This window comes from Burkholderia sp. 9777_1386 (assembly GCF_015712265.1).
Lineage (GTDB): Bacteria > Pseudomonadota > Gammaproteobacteria > Burkholderiales > Burkholderiaceae > Burkholderia > Burkholderia cenocepacia.
In genome coordinates, this window is the sequence record NZ_JACCQB010000043.1 from 1 (window position 1) to 20,773 (window position 20,773).

Sequence of the window (20,773 nt, forward strand, 5' to 3'; positions counted from 1 at the left end):
CTCCCGCGCCCCTCCTCGGTTCTGCTGAACGTTCCACCCCGTGGCGCATGCACGTCGACGTGCACGCGCGTTCACGCCGTTCGTTTCACCCGACCTGATTCACGCGTTCACCCGCCAGCCCGCATCGCGCGGGCGACGCCGCCCTGCGCATCGTCCGCGCAACGTGCCGCGCCGCCTGCCGCGGTGCGGCCTGCACGCGGGTGCGACGCACGTTGACGGCCGCCGGCCCGCGCCGGTCCCGCCGCTCGACGCATACGAGGAGTTCATACCATGTCGACCACCGTCGATCGGGCCATCTCGCCCGCCCGTTCCGCCAGCGCCGGTTACCGGACGCTCTGGCGCTGGCACTTCTACGCCGGCCTGTTCGTGATGCCGTTCCTCGTGATTCTCGCGATCACGGGCACGCTGTACTGCTTCCAGCCGCAGATCGAGCCGCTGCTGTATCCGCACCGGCTGGTCGTCGAACCGCGCGCGACGCCGCGGCTCGATGCCGACACGCTGCTCGCCCGCGCCCGCACCGCAATGCCGGCCGATGCGACGCCGGTATCCGTGCAGGTCGCCACCGCGCCGGACCGCAGCGCCGAGTATGTTTTTCGGCTGCGCGACGGCAGTCGCGAGAGCGTGTACGTGAACCCGTACGACGGCCGCGTGCTCGGCACGCTGAGCGTCGAGAACCGCTTCATGCAGGTCGACCGGATGCTGCATCGCAAGCTGCTGCTCGGCAAGACCGGCGAGTGGCTGATGGAGCTCGCCGCTTGCTGGACCTTCGTGATGATCGGCACCGGCATCGCGCTGTGGTGGCCGCGCGGCGCGGCACGCGTCGGGCGCGCGCTGCGGCCCGACCTGTCGCTGCGCGGCCGGCCGCTGTGGAAGAGCCTTCATGCGACGGCCGGCATCTGGCTTGCGGCCGGCACGGTCGCGTTCATCCTGACCGGGCTGCCGTGGTCGGGCTCGTGGGGCAAGAACTTCAAGGCGCTCGCCGCGACCGTGAACCTCGGCGCGCCGGAAGGCGCATGGGGCGGCGCGTCGGTACGCTCGACGCGCCCCGGTGCCGCCGCGACGGCCGGGCAGGCGCCTGCGCAGGCCACCGCGCCGTCCGGCCATCACCACGATTCCGGCGAATCGATGCCGGGGATGGTGATGGACGACCTGCCGTTGCCGCAAACGCCGTGGGCGGTCGGCAACGTGCCCGTGCCGCATTCGCCGTCCGCGCCGACGCCCGCGCCGCTGCCGCTGGCCCGCGCGATCGCGATCGTCGCCGGGCTCGGCGTGACGAGCGGCTACACGCTCGCGCTGCCGTCCGGCGCGGACGGCGTGTTCACCGCGTCGTACTTCCCGGCCGACCCGAAGGCCGAACGGACGATCTACGTCGACCAGTACAGCGGCGCGGTCCTGAAGGACATCCGCTATGGCGACTACGGCGCGGTATCGAAAGCGGTGTCGTACGGCACGTCGCTGCACATGGGCCGCTATTTCGGCCTCGCGAACCAGATCATTTGCGCGGTGCTGTCGCTCGGGCTGGCCGCGATGGCCGTCACGGGCACCGTGATGTGGTGGAAGCGCCGCCCGGCCGGGACGCTGGGCGCACCGTCGCGCGAACGCGGCACGCCGCCGATGCGCGGCTGGATCGCCGGGCTCGTGCTGCTCGGCATCGTGTTCCCGTTGATGGGACTGACGATCGTCGCGGTCTGGTTGCTCGACCGGCTGCTGTTCGGCCGCGCCGCGCGCGCCGCGGCGTGATCGACGCAAGCGCTTCCCCCATTCGAAGGAAACCGAAACAATGAATTTCAAATCGATGCTGCCCGCCGCCGTGCTCGCGGCGCTCTCGCCGGCCGGGCAGGCCCACGCACAGGAACGCGGCGTCGACGGTGCCGGCGCCACGCTCGCGCCGATTCGCGTCGACGCGCAGAAGGCGCCCGCCCTGACGCAACCGCTCGACACCGGCAGCCATCTCGGGCTGTCGCCGCTCGAAACGCCCGCGAGCGTCGAGCAGATCAACCGCGCGACGCTGGACACGCGCGGCGACAACTCGATCATCGACGCCGTGAGCCGCGCCGCCGGCATCAGCGCGTCGCCGCATCCCGGCAACGGCAACTCGGAGCTCGCCGCGCGCGGCTTCGTCGGTGCATCGTCGGTCACGCAGCTCTACGACGGCGTGCGCCCGTACGGCGCGATCGGCGTCACGTTCCCGTTCGACACGTGGTCGGTCGACCACATCGACGTGTTGCGCGGCCCCGCTTCGGTGATCTACGGCGAAGGCGCGATCGGCGGCGTGGTCAACATCGTCCCGAAAAAGCCGACGCGCACGCCGATCCGCAACGAGCTGCAGGTCGGCGGCGGCACCGAAGGCACGGCGCGCGCCGCGTTCGGCAGCGGCGGCGCGATCAACGACAAGCTGTCGTACCGCTTCGACGTCAGCGGCAACCGCTCGTCGAACTGGGTCGATCGTGGCGACTCGCGCAACCTGTCGGTGTCCGGCGCGCTGCGCTACGACGTGACGCCCGACCTGTACGTGACGGCGTCGTATGCGCAGGGCTTCATGCATCCGATGCAGTATTTCGGTGTGCCGCTCGTCGACGGCGCGCGCGATCGCGCGCTCGACAAGAAGAGCTACAACGTCGGCGACGCCGACATCGCGTTCCGCGACAGCTGGGCCACCGTCTCGGCGAACTGGCAGCCGAGCGACGCGCTGAACGTGACGAGCACGCTGTACCGGATGAAGAGCAACCGTCACTGGAAGGACGCCGAGTACTACACGTACCTGCCGTCGAGCGCGCAGGTGCGGCGCAGCAGCTACACGGAGATCTTTCACGACCAGGAACAATACGGCAACGTGACGACGGCCACCGTCGGCAGCGCGCTGTTCGGGATGCGCAACACGTTTTCGGCGGGCGTCGAGTTCAACCACACGACGTTCCAGCACGACAACAATTCGCCGTATGCGGGCACGTCGACGGTCGATCCGTTCAACGTCGATCCGGGCAGTTTCATCAATACGGCCGGCACGTTTCCGAAGTACCGCAGCCAGTCGAACCAGTACGCACTGTTCGCGGAGAACCGGCTCGAGATCACGCCGCGCTGGTCGGTGATCGGCGGGCTGCGCTACGACCATGCGAGCGTGAACCGCGACGATCTCGTGAACGGCGGCGCATTCACGAAGGTATTCGCGAACACGGGCTGGCGCATCGGCACCGTGTACGACGTGCGGCCCGGCCTCGCCGTGTACGGCCAGTATTCGGTCGCGGCCGATCCGGTCAGCTCGCTGCTGTCGCTGAATGCGTCGAAGGCCAACTTCACGCTCGCGACCGGCCGGCAGATCGAGATCGGCGTGAAGCAGTCGTTCCTCGACGGCAAGGCCGAATGGACGCTCGCCGCGTACCGGATCGTGAAGCGTAACCTCCTGACGGCCGACCCGGTGAATCCGAACCAGTCGATCCAGGTCGGCCAGCAGTCGTCGCGCGGGCTGGAGGCGACGGTCGGCGCGGAGATCGCGAAGGACTGGCGCGTCGATGCGAACGTGTCGATCCTGCGCGCGAAATACGACGATTTCCAGCAGTCGTCCGGCGGCGCGACGGTGTCGCGCGCGGGTAACGTGCCGGTGTCGGTGCCGCAACGGCTCGCGAACCTGTGGGTGAGCTGGCGCTTCGCGCCGGACTGGACCGGCATCGCGGGCGTCAAGTACGTGGGCAAGCGGTTCGCCGACACCGCGAACCAGCTCGTGATGCCGTCGTACACGACCATCGACCTCGGCCTCGCGTGGAAGCCGCGCAAGGACACGACGATCACCGCCCGCGCGTACAACGTCTTCAATCGTCGCTACGTGCAGTCCGCGTATTACAACGAGACGCAGTATCTGCTCGGCAACGACCGGCGGTTCGAGCTGCTGGCGAACTACCGGTTCTGATGCGGCGCGCCGCCGCGCAACGCGTCCGCCGATGCGTGCGCGGCGGCGGGTCGGTCAGCTTCCGGTCTCGCCGCTGCCCGCCCGAAACGGCCCGTCACGCGCGCGGGCCCGCCATCCACTTCCGGTAGCGCCGCGTCTGGCACTGCGCGGCCAGTTGCTGGCGCACCAGCGCGCGCAGCGGCGACACCCGAGGATGCGTGCGACGCCCTTCGCTGAGCCGCGTGAGCTGGAACTTGACGACGGCCATGTTCGCCAGCGCGCCCAGCGCCTTGTTCTTCCAGCGGATCGGCTGCAGCACCGGCGCGCTGTCCTTGCCCGCGCGCCAGTCGCGCGGCAGGTTCGGGTCGATCGACAGCGCGGTCGCGATGCCGACCATCGCGACACCGCTGTTCACTACCTGCTCGGCCACCGCACGGCGCCGGATGCCGCCCGTGACCATCAGCGGCATCCGCGCGACGGCCGTGATGTCGCGCGCGAATTCGAGGAAGTACGCTTCGCGCGCGAGCGTGCGCCCGTCGCGCGCCTCGCCCTGCATCGCCGGCACTTCATAGCTGCCGCCCGACAGTTCGACGAGATCGACGCCGAGCGGATTCAGCAGTTCGACCACCCGCTTCGCGTCGTCCGCGCTGAAGCCGCCGCGCTGGAAATCGGCCGAGTTCAGCTTCACCGCGACGACGAAGGCCGGCGACACCGTCGCGCGCACCGCCTTCACGATATCGAGCAGCAGGCGCGCGCGATTCTCGATGCTGCCGCCCCACTGATCCTGGCGGCGATTGGTCAGCGGCGACAGGAACTGGCTCAGCAGATAGCCGTGCGCCGCGTGCACCTGCACGCCGGTGAAGCCGCTTTGCTCCGCGAGCTGCGCGGCGCGCACGAAGCGCTGCTGCACGTCGGCGATGTCGGCCGCCGTCATCTCCTTCGGCACCGGAAACTGCTTCGACAGCGCGCCGAGCGCGAGCGGCACGGCCGACGGCGCGAGCGTCGTCTGGCCCAGCGCCGCCTGCATCTGGCGCCCCGGGTGATTGATCTGCATCCATACGTGCGCGCCGCCCGAGCGCGCGATCTGCGCCCAGCGGCGGAACCGGTCGAGATGCGCGTCGCTTTCGAGCACGACGCCGTTCGGCCCCGTCATCGCGCGGCCGTCCACCATCACGTTGCCGGTCAGGATCAGGCCGACCTGACCGTCGGCCCACGCCTGGTACAGGCGCAGCAACGCGTCGGACGGCGCGTGGTCCGCATCGGCCATGTTTTCTTCCATCGCGGCCTTGGCCAGACGGTTCGGAATCACCGCCCCGTTGGGCAGTGTGAGCGGCGCAAACAGATTCATGGTGGACACCCTCGATTGACGATGCCCAACGATAACTTTAAAGTCAACTTTAAGGTCAAGCCCTTTTGGAGCCCATCATGAAAATCGGCGAACTGGCGAAGGCGAGCGGCCTCGCGGCGTCGCGCATCCGCTTCTACGAAGCGAGCGGCCTGCTCGAACCGGCCCGCCGCCAGGCGAACGGCTATCGGGAATACGGGCCGGAAGCGTTGACGCGGCTCGCGATCATCGATCGCGCGCAGCGCGCGGGCTTCTCGCTCGACGAGATCCGCGCGGTGCTGCCGCCCGATCTCGGCGCATGGCCGCACGACGAACTGCTGGTCGCGCTGCGGCACAAGGTCGACGAAATCGCGCTGCTCGAACGGCGTCTCGCGCAGAACCGGCAGCACCTCGAGACGCTGATCGACGAAATCGAGAACAAGCCCGAAGGCGAGGATTGCGCGGGCGCCGCGCAGCGGATGCTCGACCGGCTCTGCGAGCAGGCCAGCCAGCCGCTGGAGTCCGCCCCTGTGGTGCGGCCGGCGCGCAAGCGCGCGTGACCGGCTACACTGCGTCACCCATCGATCAACCGGCGCTGCGGCGACACGCGTCGCCGCATGCGCACCGTCTTCCGCCGAGCACCCTCACGACCGTATCCGCATGACGATCCCCCGTATCAAAGGATTTTTCATCGCCGTACTGCTGACGTTCGGCATCGGCAGTGCCTTCGCGTCGACGTGCGACGACACGCATTCGTCGATCCGTTGCCCGGACACCTCCGATCTGCCGGCCGACATCGTCGCGCAACTGCCCGCCGGTTACGAAGCGCTGGATGCCGCATCGGGGCGCCTGACCGACGGCACGCGCAACGGTTACGTCGTCGTCGCGCATCAGCCCGGCGATTCGATGCAGACGCCGTCGCTGCGTCCGCTGCTGATCTTCCTGCAGGGTCCGAACGGACGCTACCGGCTGGCGGCCCGCAACGACACCGTGATCATGAAAGCCGACGAAGGCGGCATGGGCGACCCGTATCTCGATGGCGTCGCCGAGAACGCACTCACGATCGAGCCTCGCATGTTCACCGTCGAACAGGGCGTATTCGCAGGCCATAACCACTGGCGCGACCGCGTGACGTTTCGCTATGACGTCGCGCATCGCACGTGGCTGTTCCATCGCGAAGTGTTCCGGAACTGGCGATTCAACTACGAGCAGGACGGCGATGCGCTGAAGGCCGACCCGGTACGCGTCACGCGTGCGAATGCGGCAAAGGCCGTTTCGTTCGAAGCGTGGCGGCCGAGTTACTGGTGCGATTCCGCCGAGCGGCGCAACAACGATCCGGCTTGCCGCAAGCATTGACGGCGGCCGGCCGGCGGCGAGGCGGGCGCGGCTGCGAGGATTTGCTTACGTCGCAGGTAATCGACGCGCGCCGTCCGCGCCGCGATCATGGCTCCATCGACTCTCGAACCGCATCACGCCAAGGAGCCCGCCATGACCGCCTACGCCATCGCCCACCTGCATGACGTCGACATGTGCGACGACATCGTCGAATACCTCGAACGGATCGACGGCACCCTCGCGCCGTACGACGGCCATTTCGTGATTCACGGCGCACGCCCGGAAGTGCGCGAAGGCGAATGGCGCGGCGACCTGATCGCGATCGCGTTTCCCGATCTCGGCACGGCGCGCGCATGGTACGAATCGGATGCGTACCGGCAGATCCAGCCGCTGCGCGCGCGACACGCGAGCGGCCCGCTGATCCTGATCGACGGTGTCGACGAACGGCACAAGGCGACCGACATCCTGCGCTGAATCATGACGCCGGCGATGCCGACACCGCTTACGACGCCTTCCGCTCCATCGGCTCGCCGACGACGAATCCACCGCCCTGGAACCGCTGTGCGGGATCGTCGTACTCGGCGGTCGGCGCCGTCACCGGGAACAACCCGGCGAACTGTTCGGAGCTGTCGCGCGGACGGAAGCCGAGGAAACCGACCTTCGTGTTGTCCCACCACTTCACCGGGTTGTCCGACGCGCCATAGACGATCGCGTGCCCGACGCGGTTCGTCAGCAGCGAGCAGCGCACGAGCTCGATGAAATCGCGATAGCTGAGGAACGTGACGAGCATCCGCGGATTCTTCGGCACCTCGAACGACGAGCCGATCCGCAGACATACGGTTTCGATCCCGAAGCGGTCGAAGTAATACCGCGACAGCGATTCGCCGAAGCACTTCGTCACGCCGTACAGGCTGTCGGGGCGCAGCGGCGCATCGGCGTCGAGCACTTCCGTGACCGGATGGAAACCGATCGCATGGTTCGAGCTCGCGAACACGACGCGCTTCACGCCGTGCTTGCGCGCGGCTTCGTACAGGTTGTACGTGCCGGTGATGTTCGCGCCGACCAGATCGTCGAACGGCGCATCGACCGAAATGCCGCCGAGGTGGACGATCGCGTCCACGCCGTCGACGAGCTGCATCACGGCCGGCCGGTCGGCCAGGTCGACCACGCGGATTTCTTCATGCGCGGCCGCGTCGTCCAGCGCCGCGATGTCGCTGACGCGCACGACGTCGGCCCAGTCGGCGAGCGCGCCGCGCAACTGGCGGCCGAGGTTGCCGGCCGCGCCCGTCAGCAGCAGGCGGCCGAACGGTTTGCGCGCGGCGGTGGATGAGGCGTTCATCGAATCTCCTTGGATCTGGCCTGAAGCGGAAAACGTTTTCCAACTATACGCGGACGCGCCGTCGAACGTCAATGGTCGAACCCGTTCGCAGCCATCCGCACTTTCCCGATATCGACGGCTGGCCGCGCGCCGGCTTTTTCTGCCACAATCCGGCGTTATCGAACGAAAACGTTACCCTTCCGATGAAAAAAGTTTCCCCGACGATCCGCGACGTGGCCGCGGAAGCCGGCGTGTCGGTCGCGACGGTATCGAAGTACGTGAACGGCACGCAGCGCTTCTCGCCGACCGTCGAGGCCCGGCTCAAGGAAGCCATCGAGCGGCTCGGCTACCGTTCGAACCCGCTCGCGCGTTCGATGATCACCGGCCGCACGCGCACGATCGGCCTCGTGATCCTCGACATCAGCAACCCGCACTTCACGAACGTGGTGAAAGGCGCGAACCGCGTCGCGCTGCAGCACGACTACACGCTGCTGCTCGTCGATACCGAGGAGAGCCAGGCGCGCGAACGCTCGCTGATCGAGGCGCTCGCGCAGCGCGTCGACGGGCTGATCGTCAGCACGCGGATGCCCGACGAGGAAGCCGGCTGGATGCTCGACCTCAACAAGCCGCTCGTGCTGCTGCGTCGCAGCCCGGGCCTGCCGATTCCGAGCGTCGGCATCGACAACCGGCTGTCGACGTACATGCTCGCGCGCCATCTGCTCAACCTCGGCCACACGCGCATCGCGTATCTCGGCTTCGGCACCGCACGCGTGAACGACGAACGGATCCAGGGCGCGCGCGACTGCCTCGCCGAAGCGGGGCTCACGCTGGACGTGCACGACGCGCATGCGCCGACCGCCGAAGCCGGCGAGCGCGCGTGCTCGCGCGTGATGCTCGGGCCGCAGCGCCCGCAGGCCGTGATCTGCTACAACGACCTGATCGCGCTCGGCTTCATGAAGGAAGCCGCGTCGCTCGGCTTCCGGCTGCCGCAGGACGTGTCCGTCGCCGGCGTCGACAACGTGCCGTATGGCGAATACGCGGCGCCCGCGCTGACGACCGTCGACATCCAGAGCGAGAACATGGGCGAGCTCGCGATGCAGAAGCTGATCGACGCGCTCGCGGGGCGCACCGACGCGAGCTATTCGACGTTCGAGCCGCGGCTGATCATGCGCGCGTCGACGGCCCCGGCCGGCTGACGCGTTCGCGGCACCCGGCTTCCCCGCCCACAAAAAACGCCGCCCGAGGGCGGCGTTTTCGCTTGCCGATACGCGATCACGCGTCGAGCTTCGCGGGCTTCATCTTCGGCGTGAGCCCGTGCATCACGGCCAGCGCGATCAGGTAGGCCGATGCGCCGATCGCGAACAGCACCCAGTAGTGGCCGGTGCGCTGCAGCACCTGGCCGATCACTTCCGAGAACAGCACGCCGCCGATCGAGCCGGCCATCCCGCCGATGCCGACCACCGACGCGACCGCGCGGCGCGGGAACAGGTCGGACGCCGTCGTGAACAGGTTCGCCGACCAGCCCTGGTGCGCGGCGGCGGCAAGGCCGACGATCAGCACCGCGACCCACAGGCTCTGCACCTGCGACACGAACGCGATCGGCAGCACGCAGCATGCGCAGATCAGCATCGCCGTCTTGCGCGCACGGTTCACGCTCCAGCCGGCGCGCAGCAGCGTCGACGACAGCCAGCCGCCGCCGATGCTGCCGACCGTCGTCAGCGCATAGATGCAGACGAGCGGCAAGCCGATGTGCTGCATGTCCATCCCGCGCGACTCGTTGAGCCATTTCGGCAGCCAGAACAGGTAGAACCACCACACCGGATCGGTCAGGAACTTGCCGATCAGGAAGGCCCACGTCTCGCGCTTGCGGATCAGTTCGCCCCAGCGCGGCGCGCCGGCGTTCGCGTTCGCCGCGTCGAGCGCTTCGGCTTCGTCGCGCGGCTCGTCGTATTCCGCGGCGAGCGCACGCGTGTCGGCCGTGCGATACATCACCAGCCATACCGCGAGCCACACGATGCCGATCGCGCCGATGATCACGAACGCCGCGCGCCAGCCGTAGGCCACCGCGATCGCCGGGATGATCGCCGGCGCGAACACCGCGCCGATGTTCGCGCCCGAGTTGAAGATGCCCGTGGCGAGCGCGCGTTCGCGACGCGGAAACCATTCGGCCGTGGTCTTGATCGCGGCCGGGAAGTTGCCGCCCTCGCCGATGCCGAGCAGCGCGCGCACGAATGCGAAGCCCGTCACCGAGCCGACCGCCGCATGCAGCATCGCGGCGATGCTCCATACCAGCATCGCCACCGCGTACGACACGCGCGTGCCGAGCCAGTCGACGATGCGCCCGAAGCCGAGCAGGCCCAGCGCATAGAACGCCGAAAACGCCATCACGATGCGGCCGTACTGCACCTGGCTCCAGCCGATGTCGTGCTGGAGCATCGGCGCGAGCAGGCCGAGGATCTGCCGATCCATATAGTTGATCACGGTCGCGAAAAACAGCAGCGCACAGACGGTCCAGCGATAACGGCTGGCGGCCGCGCGCACGGCGCCGACGACGGCAGAGGGCATGAATGTCTCCGATGCACGGTCGCGCCCGTCGCGCCGCACGAAGTTCGTTGACCGGCGACCGGCGCCGGGGCGAACGGCGGTGCGCTGCGGCGCACGGCCCGTTTCGCCGCTCCATCTGGAAAACGTTTTTCAAAGGATAGGACGGGTGCCGGCGCCGTGTCAGTCGGGGATTTCGATGAGTCATCTCAAATTCGTCACGGCAAAAGAGACGACTGTTTCGCAGATTGGTATTAACCGTTTTTCCTCTGATTTTCCCGCTGCGGACCAACGGGCGCGCGGCCGCCAGGACACATGTCCGATTCCAGCCAGAATCGACCGCGAGGATGGTTTACAGTCGCCCCATGCGCCTCGATCCCGACACCTGCTACGACGCCCTGCTTTCGCGGAACCGCCGCTTCGACGGCTGGTTCTTCGTCGGCGTCGCGACGACCGGCGTGTACTGTCGCCCGGTCTGCCCGGTGAAGCCGCCGAAAGCGCAAAACTGCAGCTACTACCCGACCGCCGCGGCCGCCGAGAAAGCCGGCTTCCGGCCCTGCATGCGCTGCCGCCCCGAGCTCGCGCCCGGCCACGGGCTGCTCGACCTGTCCGGCAATCTCGCCGACGCGGCCGCGACGCTGATCGACGACGGTTTCCTGAACGCACAATCCGTCGCGGCGCTCGCACGGCGCGTCGGCGTGACCGAACGCCATCTGCGGCGGATCTTCGGCGCACAATTCGGCGTGTCGCCGGTCGAGTTCGCGCAGACGCAGCGGCTGCTGATGGCCAAGCGACTGCTGACCGATACCGCGCTGCCGGTGGCCGTCGTCGCGTCGACGGCCGGGTTCGGCAGCGTACGGCGCTTCAACGACCTGTTCCGTCAGCGCTACGGCCTCAATCCGCTGCGGCTGCGCAAAGGAGCCGGCGCGTCGGCCGACGGCGACATGACGTTCCCGCTGCCGTACCGGCCCCCGTTCGCGTGGGCCGACCTGATGCGCTTTCTCGCACAGCGGCAGATCGACGGCGTCGAGCGGATCGACGCGCACGGTTATGCACGCATCGTCGAACTGCCGAACCGGAACGACGGCGGGCTCGTGGCCGGCTGGCTGTCCATCGCGCACGTGCCGCAGCGCTTCGCGCTCGCCGTCACCGTGTCGCCCGCGCTGACGCCGGTCGTGCCGGCCGTGCTCGCGCGCGTACGCCGGCTGTTCGATCTCGACAGCCGCCCCGACGTGATCGATGCGCATCTCGGCGATCTCGCGAACGGTTCGCCGGGCCTGCGCGTGCCCGGCGCGTTCGATGGCCTCGAGATGGCGATCCGTGCCATCGCGGGCGAGCAGCTTGCGGCGGCGCAGGCCGATACGCCGCTGCTCGCACGGATCGCGGCACGCTTCGGCAATCCGGTCGATGGCGCGCCGCCGGGCCTCGCGCATGCGCTGCCGTGCGCCGCGACGCTGGCCGCGCTACCGCCTTCGGTCCTCGAAACGATCGGCATCGAGCGCGACACGGCGCACGCGATCGTGTCGCTCGCCCGCGCGGTCGACGACGGCACGCTCGCGCTCGAACCGATGGCGCCGCTCGACGCAACGCTCGCCGCGCTGCGCGCGCTGCCCGGCTTCGACGAACGCGCGGTGCAGTACGTCGCGATGCGCGCGATGGCGTGGCCGAATGCGTTCCCCGCCGACGACGCGTGGCTGCCCGGCCGCACCGAGCGCACGCGCGTATCATCATCGGCGCCGCATGCGGCACGCTGGGCGCCGTGGCGCGCGTATGCCGCGCTGCACGTGTGGCGCCTTCATGGAGAGAGGTTGCGATGACGCCCGCTCATCTGATTCCGAGCCCGCTGGGCGACATCGCCGTGCGCATCGAGGACGATGCGCTGACCGGCCTGTACTTCGTCGGCCAGAAATACTTCCCGTCGCTGGCGATCGTGCGCGAAGCGGATGCGCTCGCCACATCGCCCATCGCACGCCAGGTCGCGGAAGAAATCGCCGAATACTTCACCGGCGCGCGCGACACGTTCTCGGTGCCGATCCACCTGCGCGGCACCGCGTTTCAGCGACGCGTATGGCAGGAACTGCTGGCGATTCCGTTCGGCGAACTCGTGTCGTACGGCGACATCACCGAGCGCGTCGGGCTGCCGATGAGCGGCGCGCGCGCCGTGGGCGGTGCGGTCGGCCGCAATCCGGTGTCGATCATCGTGCCGTGTCACCGCGTGGTCGGCGCATCGGGCAGCCTGACCGGCTATGCAGGCGGCATCGACCGCAAACGCGCGCTGCTGTCGCTCGAACGCGCAGAACTTTCACGCGATGTGCATCATCCGATGCAGCACGCGCTCGCGTTCTGATCGGCGGAACGCATCACGCGCTCAACACCGGCCGGCGCGCTTCACGCTTCGCATACGCGCCGGGCGTCACACGGAATTTCGCGTGGAACAGCGCGATGAACGACGACGTCGAGTCGTAACCCAGTTGCGCGGCCACCGTGCCGATCGGCGCGCCCGCATCGAGCAGCGGCAGCGATGCGAGCAGCCGCACGGCCTGCCGCCATTCGGTAAACGACAGCCCCGTGTCCTGCCGGAACAGCCGCGACAACGTGCGCCGCGTCGCGCCGACCTGATGCCCCCATTCGTCGAGACTGCGCGTATCGCCCGGCGCCGCGTGCAACGCGCGCGCGATTTTCAGCAGGCGCGGATCGCGCGGCAGCGGCACCGTGAGCGGCGCCGGCTGCATGCGCGCGATCCGGTCCGCGATCAGGCACACGAGCGCACCGTCCGGCCCCGCCTCGTCGTAATTCACCGGCAACTCGCCGGTCGCGATCATCAGTTCGCGCAGCAGCGGCGTCATGCAGAGGATCGTGCAATCGTCGTTCACGTCGCGGCGCGCGATGGCTTCGTCGAGATACAGGCTGTGAAACGCGACGCAATCGCGCGTCGACACCGCGTGCGGCACGTGCGGCGGAATCCACATCGCGTAGTGCGGCGGCAGCAGTTGCCGGCCCGACGGCGTCGTCACCTCGAGCACGCCGCTCGTCGCATACATCAGCTGGGCCCACGGATGACTGTGCGCATCGACGCTCGCGTTGCCGGGAATGCCGAACGCCCGCACGTACAGCGGCCGCGGCAGGCGCGCCATCGGCGGCACCGCGTAAGGGTCGCCGGGTTGTCCCGCCAGCAACATAAGACGTCCTCCGAAGGTCATTGCACGAACGAGCGCGATGCTACCGTGGCGGCTCCTTTTTCACACGGCTTCCGCTCATGAGCGCTCATACCCGCATCACCCGCAAGACCGTCACCGCGATCCGCTCGACCAAAGGCATCGGCAGCCTCGTGTCGCTGACCGCGTATTCCGCGCCGATGGCGAAACTCGTCGACGACGTGGCCGACGTGATCATCGTCGGCGACTCCGTCGGCATGGTGCTGTACGGGATGCCCGATACGCTGCGCGTCACGCTCGACATGATGATTGCACACGGGGCCGCCGTCGTGCGCGGCGCCGCGCAGGCGTGCGTCGTCGTCGACCTGCCGTTCTCCACGTTCCAGGAATCGCCCGCGCAGGCGTATCGCTCCGCCGCGCGGCTGCTCGCCGAAACCGGCGCGCAGGCCGTAAAGCTCGAAGGCGGCTGCGAGATGACCGACACGATCCGCTTCCTGACCGATCGCGGCATTCCGGTGATGGCGCATGTCGGCCTCATGCCGCAGCAGGCCAACGCGACGGGCGGCTTCCGTGCGCAGGGCATGGACCCGCGTTCGGCCGCGCTGGTGTTCGACGCCGCGTGCGCGGCCGAGCGGGCCGGCGCGTTCGGCGTCGTCATCGAAGGCACCGCCGAAGCGCTCGCGCGCCACCTGACCGAAACGCTGACGATCCCGACGATCGGCATCGGCGCATCGCCCGCGTGCGACGGGCAGGTGCTCGTGACCGAGGACATGATCGGCGCGTTCGACGCGTACACGCCGCGCTTCGTGAAGCGTTACGCGGATGCGAACGCGGTGATGCGCGACGCGATCCGCCAGTACGCGCACGACGTGCGGCAGCGCGTGTTTCCCGAGCCCGCGCATTGCTTCGGATACGGCAAGCCGCTGCAACTGGCGGGCGCGGCCCCGGCCGCGTGAGGCGGGACGAACGACGCGGTTACCGCACGCTAGGTGCGCTGGCGCATCGCATGCGCGACCCGCGCGTTCGCTTCGAATTTCGCGCGATGCGTCGAGAAAAACGTCCGCACGTTGCGGACGTTCGATGCGCCGGTGAACAGCCGCCGCGCGAATTCGTCGTATTCGGCGACGTCGGCCAGATCGGCGATCACGACGAAATCGGGCCCCGGCGACACGCGGTAGCACTGCGTGACGGCCGGCTCCGCGCATACGTACGCTTCGAACGCGTCGTAGTCCTCGGCTGTCTGCCGGTCGAGGCTGATCTCGATCAACGCGGTGACGGCCGTGCCGATCGCGACCGGGTCGAGCACCGCGACCTGCCGGCGGATCACGCCGGCCTCCGTCAGCCGCCGCACGCGACGCATGCAGGTGGGCGGCGACGACAGCGCGCGCTCGGCGAGTTGCAGGTTCGATACCGATGCATCGTCCTGCAGGATCGCGAGGATGCGCAGGTCGAGATCGTCGAGGGTGATGCCGGCCATCGGCCACTCCTTCCCGGTTAGCGAGTGAAATTTAATTTCAACATGATAGGCGATCATCCGTCTGTTTCATATTTGTTTGTTTTTTGAAATTTAATTCCATCTCACCGGCTCTACCATCGCTCTCACTGATCCAGACAGGACATTTACGGAGCGCGATATGTGTGGAATTGTCGGGGCGGTTGCCCAGCGGGACATCCTGCCGAACCTCGTCGACGGCCTGAAGCGGCTCGAATACCGCGGCTACGATTCGTGCGGCGTCGTGGTCTACCGCGACCGGGCGCTGGCGCGCGCCCGCAGCGTCGATCGCGTCGCGAACCTGCAGCGCGAGATCGCCGAGCTGGCGTTGTCCGGTTACACGGGCATCGCGCATACGCGCTGGGCCACGCATGGCGCGCCCGTCACGCTCAACGCGCATCCGCACTTCTCGCCGAGCGACGCGAATGCGCGCATCGCGCTGTCGCACAACGGGATCATCGAAAACTGCGATCAACTGCGCGCGGAATTGCAGGCGCACGGCTATGTGTTCGCGAGCCAGACCGACAGCGAGGCGATCGCGCACCTGATCGACCACCTGTACGACGGCGACCTGTTCGACGCGGTACGGCGCGCGGTCGCGCGACTGCGCGGCAGCTATGCGATCGCGGTGATGTGCCGCGACGAGCCGCACCGGATCGTCGGCGCGCGCGACGGGATGCCGCTCGTCGTCGGGGTCGGCGAAGGCGAGAATTTTCTGGCGTCCGACGCGATTGCGCTGTCGGGCATCACCGATCGCATTGCCTACCTGGAGAACGGCGACGTCGCCGATATCCAACTGCATCGCTACTGGATCGTCGATGCGAACGGTCAGCGCGTCGAGCGCGCGGTGCAACGCGTCGCCGCGCATAGCGGCGCGGCCGATCTCGGATCGTATCGCTACTACATGCAGAAGGAGATCTTCGAGCAGCCGCAGGCCGTGGCCGATACGCTGCTCGACGTTTCGTCGATCATGCCCGAGCTGTTCGGCGACGGCGCGTGGCGTGTGTTCAATGACGTCGATTCGGTGCTGCTGCTCGCGTGCGGCGGCAGCTATCACGCGGCGCTGACCGCGAAGTACTGGATCGAAAGCATCGCGAAGCTGCCGGCGAGCGTCGAGATTGCCAGCGAGTTTCGTTATCGCGACAGCGTGCCGAATCCGCGCACGCTGGTGGTTGCGGTGTCGCAGAGCGGCGAGACGGCCGATGTGCTCGGCGCGGTGCATGTCGCGAAACGCAGCGGGATGATGCATACGCTCGCGATCTGCAACGTGGCGACGAGTGCGCTGATGCGCGAATGCGCGCTGCAGTTCGTGACGCGTGCGGGGGTGGAGATCGGTGTGGCTTCGACGAAGGCGTTTACGACGCAGCTCGTTGCGCTGTTCCTGCTGACGTTGTCACTGGCGCAGGTGCGCGGGCGGTTGAGCGACGATGCGGAAAAGGAGCATCTGCGGGCGCTGCGGCATCTGCCCGATGCGATGTCGAAGGTGCTCGCGCTGGAGCCGCAGATCATGGCGTGGTCGGAGTTGCTCGCGCGGCGCGACAACATGCTGTTTCTCGGGCGCGGGATGCATTACCCGATCGCGCTGGAAGGCGCGCTGAAGATGAAGGAGATTTCCTATATTCATGCGGAGGCTTATCCGGCGGGGGAGCTGAAGCATGGGCCGCTGGCGCTCGTGAGTAATGAAATGCCGGTGATCGCGGTTGCGCCGAATGACGTGCTGCTTGAAAAGCTCAGGTCGAACATGCATGAGGTCAGTGCGCGGAATGGGCGGCTTTTTGTGTTTGCGGATGTGGACTGTGGGTTGGTGCCGAGTGAAGGGATCGAGGTGATTCGGCTGAACGAGTATTACGGGCCGTTGTCGCCGATCTTGCATACGGTGCCGATGCAACTGCTCGCGTATCACGCTGCGCTGGCGCGGGGGACGGATATTGATAAGCCGAGGAATTTGGCGAAGTCGGTGACGGTGGAGTGAGGGGGCGAGTTCTCCCCCTCGTCGGCTGATACAGCGACGATGCGCATGCGTCGCCTAGTGGCTGCTCTCCGGCGTGCTTCCGGCCGCCGCCGCCCTCACGAAATGGTGCTCCACCCGAGTCCGGAGCACCCCCTCCAGCGCGGCAAGCCGCTCACGCAGCCGAACCGCTTGCCCTTCCGTCATTTCGCCGAGCACGATCTTCTGTTCGAGAACGTCACCACAGCGGGTGATGGCCCACCGATCGACCGTAGCCGTTTCCCCTTCGAGCACGGCCGCCGCGGTCGAGACGATGCCCGGGTTCCGTCTCGAAACGAGATGAACCGTATGCGTCAACGTGAAACCGGGAAGGAAGTGCGACCAGTCTTCACAGACGGTCGGGCGGGAAGCGGAGGAAACTTGGCTCATGGTAGCTCCGGATGAATGGTTATCGAACCGGTGCCAGCCATGCTGCTCCCGTTTCGTTGCCGTCAATCGGCCGCATCGCCTCGAGGGCGTCCACCTTGCCCGGGAGGGCAGGTTGGCGTCGGGAAACCCGACTCTGGATGCTTGAACTCTCACGTTCGACATTCCGAACGTTGATTCATTATATCGAAAATCCGGAAGCTGACAAGCTGTCCAGTAAAAGCCACATTCCGGCTGGAGTGCCTGCATCGATCCGGCCCTCATACGAGAGGGAGCGTACGTCGACGTTCAAGTTCGCGGACGATCAGCCGAGGCTGCCGGACCGGGAGAGCGACAGGGGAATACGCCGGATGGCTCGGCTCGGCTCGGCGCGACGCGACGCGACGCGAGGCGAGGCGAGGCGAAGCGACGCAGCGCGAACCCATCCTCCTCCCGTTCTCACGCGATGTCCTTGTTCTTGATCCGAATATCGCGCCCCTGAAACGGCCCGTATCGTGACCGTGCACATGCACGATCACCTGCGTCGGATCGAACAGTCTCGATACCTCACGAAAATCGTGATTCACGCGTTTCATACCCTCGAACATCTCGGCATGCAGTACTGCGTCCTCAAGCGGTATCGGCGCACTGGTCGACGCCCGTTCGAGATGAACGTGCAGGAAGCTCGTCAGGTACGCATCTTCGTTGGTGGCGACCTGGAAGGTGCTGATTGCGTCGTGCAGCATCGGGGAAGCGGACAGAACCTGCTCGATATCGGACAGGAAGACCTTCGCACCGTAAAACGGCACGCTCGAATCGTTGCGGCCGTAGACAAACGGGAACGGGAAATGGCTGGTCCGCGATGCGAAGTCCGTCAGGCGTATGCCATGTGCGGACATTCACCTGGAACGAGGCCCGACATTTGCAATGTCATCGAAGAGCTTCTCCAGCTTGTCGACATGGTGAAGTATTGCCGCGAGGTCACGATTCGGCTCAATTTTGTTGAGCACCTCAACATCGATTTCGAGAATTTTTGCAATTTCCTTTGCGAGCGCGGCGGAAATCGGCCGATGCCCTTTCTTCCCTTTGGGAGTCAGTATGTGACTTACGCGAGACATGGAACGCCACCCAAGCTGCAAAGCCAGATTCTTTTTAGTGCCGACCGGCATTTTTTCCAACTGCGCGATCAGATTTCTCCGCCTCCGCTCCTCGGGAGGCAGTTGAAAATCCTCGATAGGCCCGCCTGTGTCGAATGCGGAATTTTGTCGAACCCTCGCAGCTTCGTCCTTTGCCGCCTGTTCCTGTAACGACTCGCGCTTTCGCGCTTCAATTCTGGAGTTCAACCCGGCAAGGCCACGTTGACGATTTCGCCGGGCCGCTCGGACATCGGCACCGAGCTTGACGAGCGCGGAAATATCGCCGTTTTGTGCCGCCTTTACACACTCCAGTACATGCGCCTCGAGAAGTACCTGATATTTCTCGAGCCACACTGCTCGCTCGGCCCTTTGAGCACGACCGAATTCGTCGATCCCGCGCTGTAACGATGCCGACAACCCGGATTCAAAGCGCTCCCCGAGAAGACGGGCGAGTTCCTGGCCTACGCCCACTCCCCGCGCTTGCGCCGAGGCGACCAGATTCCGCTTCAGACTCGCCGGGATACGAGCAAACAGGGGCTCGGTGCGCGCTTTCAGTTTATCAACCATGCAATCACTTTAGCATGACTGCCCGAACACGACGCCATGGCCTAAAGTCGCTCCAGTCACACTTCGTGGCCAACCTTCTCTAGAAAAAGAGGCAAATATGAGCAAACTCGGCATCGCGGAAGGCATTAAATTGCGCGGAAATGTCAATCGCATTACCGAAATCATGACGCAAGGCACACTGGAGGACGCCGTCGCCTGTTTCGCCCTGGGCGGAATGACGCTGCAGGCGAGCGGCGGCGACGTCCCTCTCCTGCGCAATCTGTCGGAACTGACCCGCACGGCCTTGCCGAAACGGGTGGTCAAGGACTACTTCGGCGCAAGTAACGGCGTCGTCATGAGTCTCGCGTAAGCGAGTATGGCAATCGCAAACGCCGTAAAAGTGGAAAAGAAAACGGGCCGCCTGGCCCGTTTTCCGTTTGATCCGTCCAACGACAGGCGTCGCATACGCGACGCACCACGACGCATCTGAAGCGCGGCACCGCCGCCCCGTCAAAACACCGTATGCACCCCCACCCGCGCCACCGCCTGACTCGCGGAACTCGCCGCCCCGTTCGGATCCAGCACGCCGTTCACCTGCGCATTCGCGCCGCTATTCGCGCGCTGATAATCCGCCGACACATACACCATCGTCCGCTTCGACAACAGGTATTGAAGCGCGACGCTGACCTGATGCGCATGGTCGTCGTTCAACGCTTCATTGCCCTTCATGTACATGTATTTCGCGCCCAGCACGACGTCCGGCCTGATTCGCCACAAGCCGCCGGCCTCGGCCATCCACACACCCGCATCGTTGAACGAATTGCGCACGGTGGTCATCAGCGCCTTCGCGGTCACGACACCGAAGTCGTAGTGCATCCCGACACCCCAGTTGCGCACGCTGGTCGATGGCACACCCGGCGCCGGACCGTATTTCTCGTTCGTATAGGCCGCGCCCACGCCGAGGGCCCCGAGCTCGTAGTTCACGCCGGCGCTGACGGCGTTGTCCGCGCCGATCGAACCCGCGACGCCGCCGAACGCATACATCACGCCACCGGACAAACCCGCAACGGTCGGCGAGCTGTACTTGACCGAATTCGCGATCGGCTTGCTGCCTGCGGTGCGGTCCCAGTCGAATGCGCCGGTCGGATTGCCCGGCAGCGCGAGACGCTGGAACGGGCCGTTCCGAAAGCCGTACAGCCCGGAAATGTCCCGCGAAATCGCGTTGCCCTTTGAAAACAATGCATCGACCATGAAGTCGTACTGATTGCCCAGCGTGATGCTGCCGAAGCGGTCGCTCTCGATCCCCACGTAGGCATTGCGCCCGAAAATCCCGGTCCCGATGATGCTGCCGTTCGCCATCGAGAACTGGTTCACGAGCGCGAAGGTAGCGCGATACCCGCCGCCGAGATCCTCGATGCCGCGCAGGCCGAACAGGTTGGGCGCGAATATGCCGTCGTCGAACTTGACGTTCTTTCCGCCGCCCTCGTTGCTGACATACGTGATGCCGGAATCGATCAGCCCGAACATCGTCACGCTGCTTTGCGCCCATGCGCCCTGCGCCACGGCAAGCACCGCCAATACACCAAACCTGAGTTTCATGTCGTCTCCGTCTTTTTTATGAAAATGCGAGTCCGTCACCCGCTGCGAGGCGGGTGTTCGCTCATTGCTTCGTGGAAAATCGCGTTGATTC

Annotated in this window: 20 protein-coding genes and 1 riboswitch; of the genes, 11 read left to right on the top strand and 9 right to left on the bottom strand. The window is 66.6% G+C overall.

The window, feature by feature from the left end:
- The first annotated feature begins 270 nt into the window (after positions 1-270).
- Both H0X91_RS25980 and H0X91_RS25985 read left to right on the top strand, forming a co-directional pair.
- Positions 271-1,740: a PepSY-associated TM helix domain-containing protein gene (locus tag H0X91_RS25980; protein ID WP_060267460.1), complete on the top strand. Its 1,470-nt coding sequence runs from the start codon at positions 271-273 to the stop codon at positions 1,738-1,740.
- 40 nt (positions 1,741-1,780) lie between these two features.
- Positions 1,781-3,904 carry a TonB-dependent receptor gene (locus H0X91_RS25985; protein WP_196433477.1) on the top strand — a complete coding sequence of 708 codons (2,124 nt, stop codon included), beginning with the start codon at positions 1,781-1,783 and terminating at the stop codon, positions 3,902-3,904.
- A gap of 94 nt (positions 3,905-3,998) precedes the next feature.
- Here H0X91_RS25985 and H0X91_RS25990 read toward each other — a convergent pair whose 3' ends face one another.
- Positions 3,999-5,231: an NADH:flavin oxidoreductase/NADH oxidase family protein gene (locus H0X91_RS25990; RefSeq protein ID WP_006484563.1), complete on the bottom strand. Its 1,233-nt coding sequence runs from the start codon at positions 5,229-5,231 to the stop codon at positions 3,999-4,001.
- A gap of 77 nt (positions 5,232-5,308) precedes the next feature.
- Between H0X91_RS25990 and H0X91_RS25995 the strand changes: the two genes are divergently transcribed.
- From H0X91_RS25995 to H0X91_RS26005, 3 genes are all read left to right on the top strand, one after another.
- Positions 5,309-5,767, top strand: coding sequence for a MerR family transcriptional regulator (locus H0X91_RS25995; RefSeq protein ID WP_006484623.1), 459 nt, complete (start codon positions 5,309-5,311; stop codon positions 5,765-5,767).
- A 100-nt stretch (positions 5,768-5,867) separates the two neighbouring features.
- On the top strand, positions 5,868-6,563 hold the full coding sequence (locus H0X91_RS26000) for a hypothetical protein (protein WP_059722324.1): 696 nt from the start codon (positions 5,868-5,870) through the stop codon (positions 6,561-6,563).
- A 132-nt stretch (positions 6,564-6,695) separates the two neighbouring features.
- The gene (locus H0X91_RS26005) at positions 6,696-7,016 is read left to right on the top strand and encodes a DUF1330 domain-containing protein (protein ID WP_059722322.1); all 321 of its coding nucleotides are present in this window, start codon (positions 6,696-6,698) and stop codon (positions 7,014-7,016) included.
- Positions 7,017-7,044: 28 nt separating this feature from the next.
- Here the strand turns inward: H0X91_RS26005 and H0X91_RS26010 are convergent, their stop codons facing one another.
- A complete protein-coding gene (locus H0X91_RS26010) occupies positions 7,045-7,881 on the bottom strand; it encodes an NAD-dependent epimerase/dehydratase family protein (protein ID WP_006484602.1) in 837 nt (278 codons plus the stop codon).
- 71 nt (positions 7,882-7,952) lie between these two features.
- Here H0X91_RS26010 and H0X91_RS26015 point away from each other — a divergent pair, with 71 nt between their 5' ends.
- Positions 7,953-9,056: a LacI family DNA-binding transcriptional regulator gene (locus tag H0X91_RS26015; protein ID WP_006484546.1), complete on the top strand. Its 1,104-nt coding sequence runs from the start codon at positions 7,953-7,955 to the stop codon at positions 9,054-9,056.
- A 76-nt stretch (positions 9,057-9,132) separates the two neighbouring features.
- Here H0X91_RS26015 and H0X91_RS26020 read toward each other — a convergent pair whose 3' ends face one another.
- Complete coding sequence (locus tag H0X91_RS26020; protein WP_062911379.1) at positions 9,133-10,425, bottom strand: MFS transporter; 1,293 nt, start codon at positions 10,423-10,425, stop codon at positions 9,133-9,135.
- A 323-nt stretch (positions 10,426-10,748) separates the two neighbouring features.
- On the opposite strand from H0X91_RS26020, the gene H0X91_RS26025 reads away from it, so the two are divergent.
- Both H0X91_RS26025 and H0X91_RS26030 read left to right on the top strand, forming a co-directional pair.
- The gene (locus tag H0X91_RS26025) at positions 10,749-12,218 is read left to right on the top strand and encodes a DNA-3-methyladenine glycosylase 2 family protein (protein WP_062910086.1); all 1,470 of its coding nucleotides are present in this window, start codon (positions 10,749-10,751) and stop codon (positions 12,216-12,218) included.
- Positions 12,215-12,748, top strand: a complete 534-nt coding sequence (locus tag H0X91_RS26030; protein WP_034202819.1) for a methylated-DNA--[protein]-cysteine S-methyltransferase — start codon at positions 12,215-12,217, stop codon at positions 12,746-12,748. Before H0X91_RS26025 ends, H0X91_RS26030 begins: the two co-directional genes overlap by 4 nt.
- A 13-nt stretch (positions 12,749-12,761) precedes the next feature.
- Here H0X91_RS26030 and H0X91_RS26035 read toward each other — a convergent pair whose 3' ends face one another.
- Entirely contained in the window at positions 12,762-13,580 is an 819-nt protein-coding gene (locus H0X91_RS26035) for an AraC family transcriptional regulator (protein WP_006495780.1), read from the bottom strand.
- Positions 13,581-13,657: 77 nt separating this feature from the next.
- Between H0X91_RS26035 and panB the strand changes: the two genes are divergently transcribed.
- Positions 13,658-14,512 carry a 3-methyl-2-oxobutanoate hydroxymethyltransferase gene (gene panB, locus H0X91_RS26040; RefSeq protein ID WP_062910087.1) on the top strand — a complete coding sequence of 285 codons (855 nt, stop codon included), beginning with the start codon at positions 13,658-13,660 and terminating at the stop codon, positions 14,510-14,512.
- Positions 14,513-14,541: 29 nt separating this feature from the next.
- On the opposite strand, the gene H0X91_RS26045 is transcribed toward panB, so the two are convergent.
- Positions 14,542-15,033 carry an Lrp/AsnC family transcriptional regulator gene (locus H0X91_RS26045; RefSeq protein WP_006495781.1) on the bottom strand — a complete coding sequence of 164 codons (492 nt, stop codon included), beginning with the start codon at positions 15,031-15,033 and terminating at the stop codon, positions 14,542-14,544.
- Positions 15,034-15,190: 157 nt separating this feature from the next.
- On the opposite strand from H0X91_RS26045, the gene glmS reads away from it, so the two are divergent.
- Positions 15,191-17,020 carry a glutamine--fructose-6-phosphate transaminase (isomerizing) gene (gene glmS / locus H0X91_RS26050; protein ID WP_062910088.1) on the top strand — a complete coding sequence of 610 codons (1,830 nt, stop codon included), beginning with the start codon at positions 15,191-15,193 and terminating at the stop codon, positions 17,018-17,020.
- Between the two features lie 54 nt (positions 17,021-17,074).
- Here glmS and H0X91_RS26055 read toward each other — a convergent pair whose 3' ends face one another.
- The 3 genes from H0X91_RS26055 to H0X91_RS35040 all read right to left on the bottom strand — a co-directional run bounded on the left by H0X91_RS26055 (position 17,075) and on the right by H0X91_RS35040 (position 19,104).
- Positions 17,075-17,425 carry a hypothetical protein gene (locus tag H0X91_RS26055; RefSeq protein WP_012493106.1) on the bottom strand — a complete coding sequence of 117 codons (351 nt, stop codon included), beginning with the start codon at positions 17,423-17,425 and terminating at the stop codon, positions 17,075-17,077.
- A 42-nt stretch (positions 17,426-17,467) separates the two neighbouring features.
- Positions 17,468-17,571, bottom strand: a riboswitch (SAM-I-IV-variant riboswitch).
- A 111-nt stretch (positions 17,572-17,682) separates the two neighbouring features.
- Positions 17,683-18,300 carry a hypothetical protein gene (locus tag H0X91_RS26060; RefSeq protein ID WP_230878026.1) on the bottom strand — a complete coding sequence of 206 codons (618 nt, stop codon included), beginning with the start codon at positions 18,298-18,300 and terminating at the stop codon, positions 17,683-17,685.
- The gene (locus tag H0X91_RS35040; protein WP_012493105.1) at positions 18,301-19,104 is read right to left on the bottom strand and encodes a hypothetical protein; all 804 of its coding nucleotides are present in this window, start codon (positions 19,102-19,104) and stop codon (positions 18,301-18,303) included.
- Positions 19,105-19,201: 97 nt separating this feature from the next.
- Between H0X91_RS35040 and H0X91_RS26070 the strand changes: the two genes are divergently transcribed.
- The gene (locus H0X91_RS26070) at positions 19,202-19,453 is read left to right on the top strand and encodes a hypothetical protein (protein ID WP_048984259.1); all 252 of its coding nucleotides are present in this window, start codon (positions 19,202-19,204) and stop codon (positions 19,451-19,453) included.
- 140 nt (positions 19,454-19,593) lie between these two features.
- Here H0X91_RS26070 and H0X91_RS26075 read toward each other — a convergent pair whose 3' ends face one another.
- Positions 19,594-20,682 (bottom strand): porin, encoded by a 1,089-nt coding sequence (locus H0X91_RS26075; protein WP_196433478.1) that lies wholly within the window; start codon positions 20,680-20,682, stop codon positions 19,594-19,596.
- Positions 20,683-20,773 lie beyond the last annotated feature (91 nt).

Bases quoted from the DNA above. Each gene is read 5' to 3' on its own strand.
- H0X91_RS26010 (WP_006484602.1), bottom strand. From the start codon at position 7,881: ATGAACGCCTCATCCACCGCCGCGCGCAAACCGTTCGGCCGCCTGCTG.
- H0X91_RS26055 (WP_012493106.1), bottom strand. From the start codon at position 17,425: ATGAGCCAAGTTTCCTCCGCTTCCCGCCCGACCGTCTGTGAAGACTGG.
- H0X91_RS26005 (WP_059722322.1), top strand. From the start codon at position 6,696: ATGACCGCCTACGCCATCGCCCACCTGCATGACGTCGACATGTGCGAC.
- H0X91_RS35040 (WP_012493105.1), bottom strand. From the start codon at position 19,104: ATGGTTGATAAACTGAAAGCGCGCACCGAGCCCCTGTTTGCTCGTATC.
- H0X91_RS25990 (WP_006484563.1), bottom strand. From the start codon at position 5,231: ATGAATCTGTTTGCGCCGCTCACACTGCCCAACGGGGCGGTGATTCCG.
- glmS (WP_062910088.1), top strand. From the start codon at position 15,191: ATGTGTGGAATTGTCGGGGCGGTTGCCCAGCGGGACATCCTGCCGAAC.
- H0X91_RS25995 (WP_006484623.1), top strand. From the start codon at position 5,309: ATGAAAATCGGCGAACTGGCGAAGGCGAGCGGCCTCGCGGCGTCGCGC.
- H0X91_RS26015 (WP_006484546.1), top strand. From the start codon at position 7,953: ATGGTCGAACCCGTTCGCAGCCATCCGCACTTTCCCGATATCGACGGC.
- H0X91_RS26020 (WP_062911379.1), bottom strand. From the start codon at position 10,425: ATGCCCTCTGCCGTCGTCGGCGCCGTGCGCGCGGCCGCCAGCCGTTAT.
- H0X91_RS26000 (WP_059722324.1), top strand. From the start codon at position 5,868: ATGACGATCCCCCGTATCAAAGGATTTTTCATCGCCGTACTGCTGACG.
- H0X91_RS26025 (WP_062910086.1), top strand. From the start codon at position 10,749: ATGGTTTACAGTCGCCCCATGCGCCTCGATCCCGACACCTGCTACGAC.
- H0X91_RS26030 (WP_034202819.1), top strand. From the start codon at position 12,215: ATGACGCCCGCTCATCTGATTCCGAGCCCGCTGGGCGACATCGCCGTG.
- H0X91_RS25985 (WP_196433477.1), top strand. From the start codon at position 1,781: ATGAATTTCAAATCGATGCTGCCCGCCGCCGTGCTCGCGGCGCTCTCG.
- H0X91_RS25980 (WP_060267460.1), top strand. From the start codon at position 271: ATGTCGACCACCGTCGATCGGGCCATCTCGCCCGCCCGTTCCGCCAGC.
- H0X91_RS26070 (WP_048984259.1), top strand. From the start codon at position 19,202: ATGAGCAAACTCGGCATCGCGGAAGGCATTAAATTGCGCGGAAATGTC.
- H0X91_RS26045 (WP_006495781.1), bottom strand. From the start codon at position 15,033: ATGGCCGGCATCACCCTCGACGATCTCGACCTGCGCATCCTCGCGATC.
- H0X91_RS26075 (WP_196433478.1), bottom strand. From the start codon at position 20,682: ATGAAACTCAGGTTTGGTGTATTGGCGGTGCTTGCCGTGGCGCAGGGC.
- H0X91_RS26035 (WP_006495780.1), bottom strand. From the start codon at position 13,580: ATGTTGCTGGCGGGACAACCCGGCGACCCTTACGCGGTGCCGCCGATG.
- H0X91_RS26060 (WP_230878026.1), bottom strand. From the start codon at position 18,300: ATGTCCGCACATGGCATACGCCTGACGGACTTCGCATCGCGGACCAGC.
- panB (WP_062910087.1), top strand. From the start codon at position 13,658: ATGAGCGCTCATACCCGCATCACCCGCAAGACCGTCACCGCGATCCGC.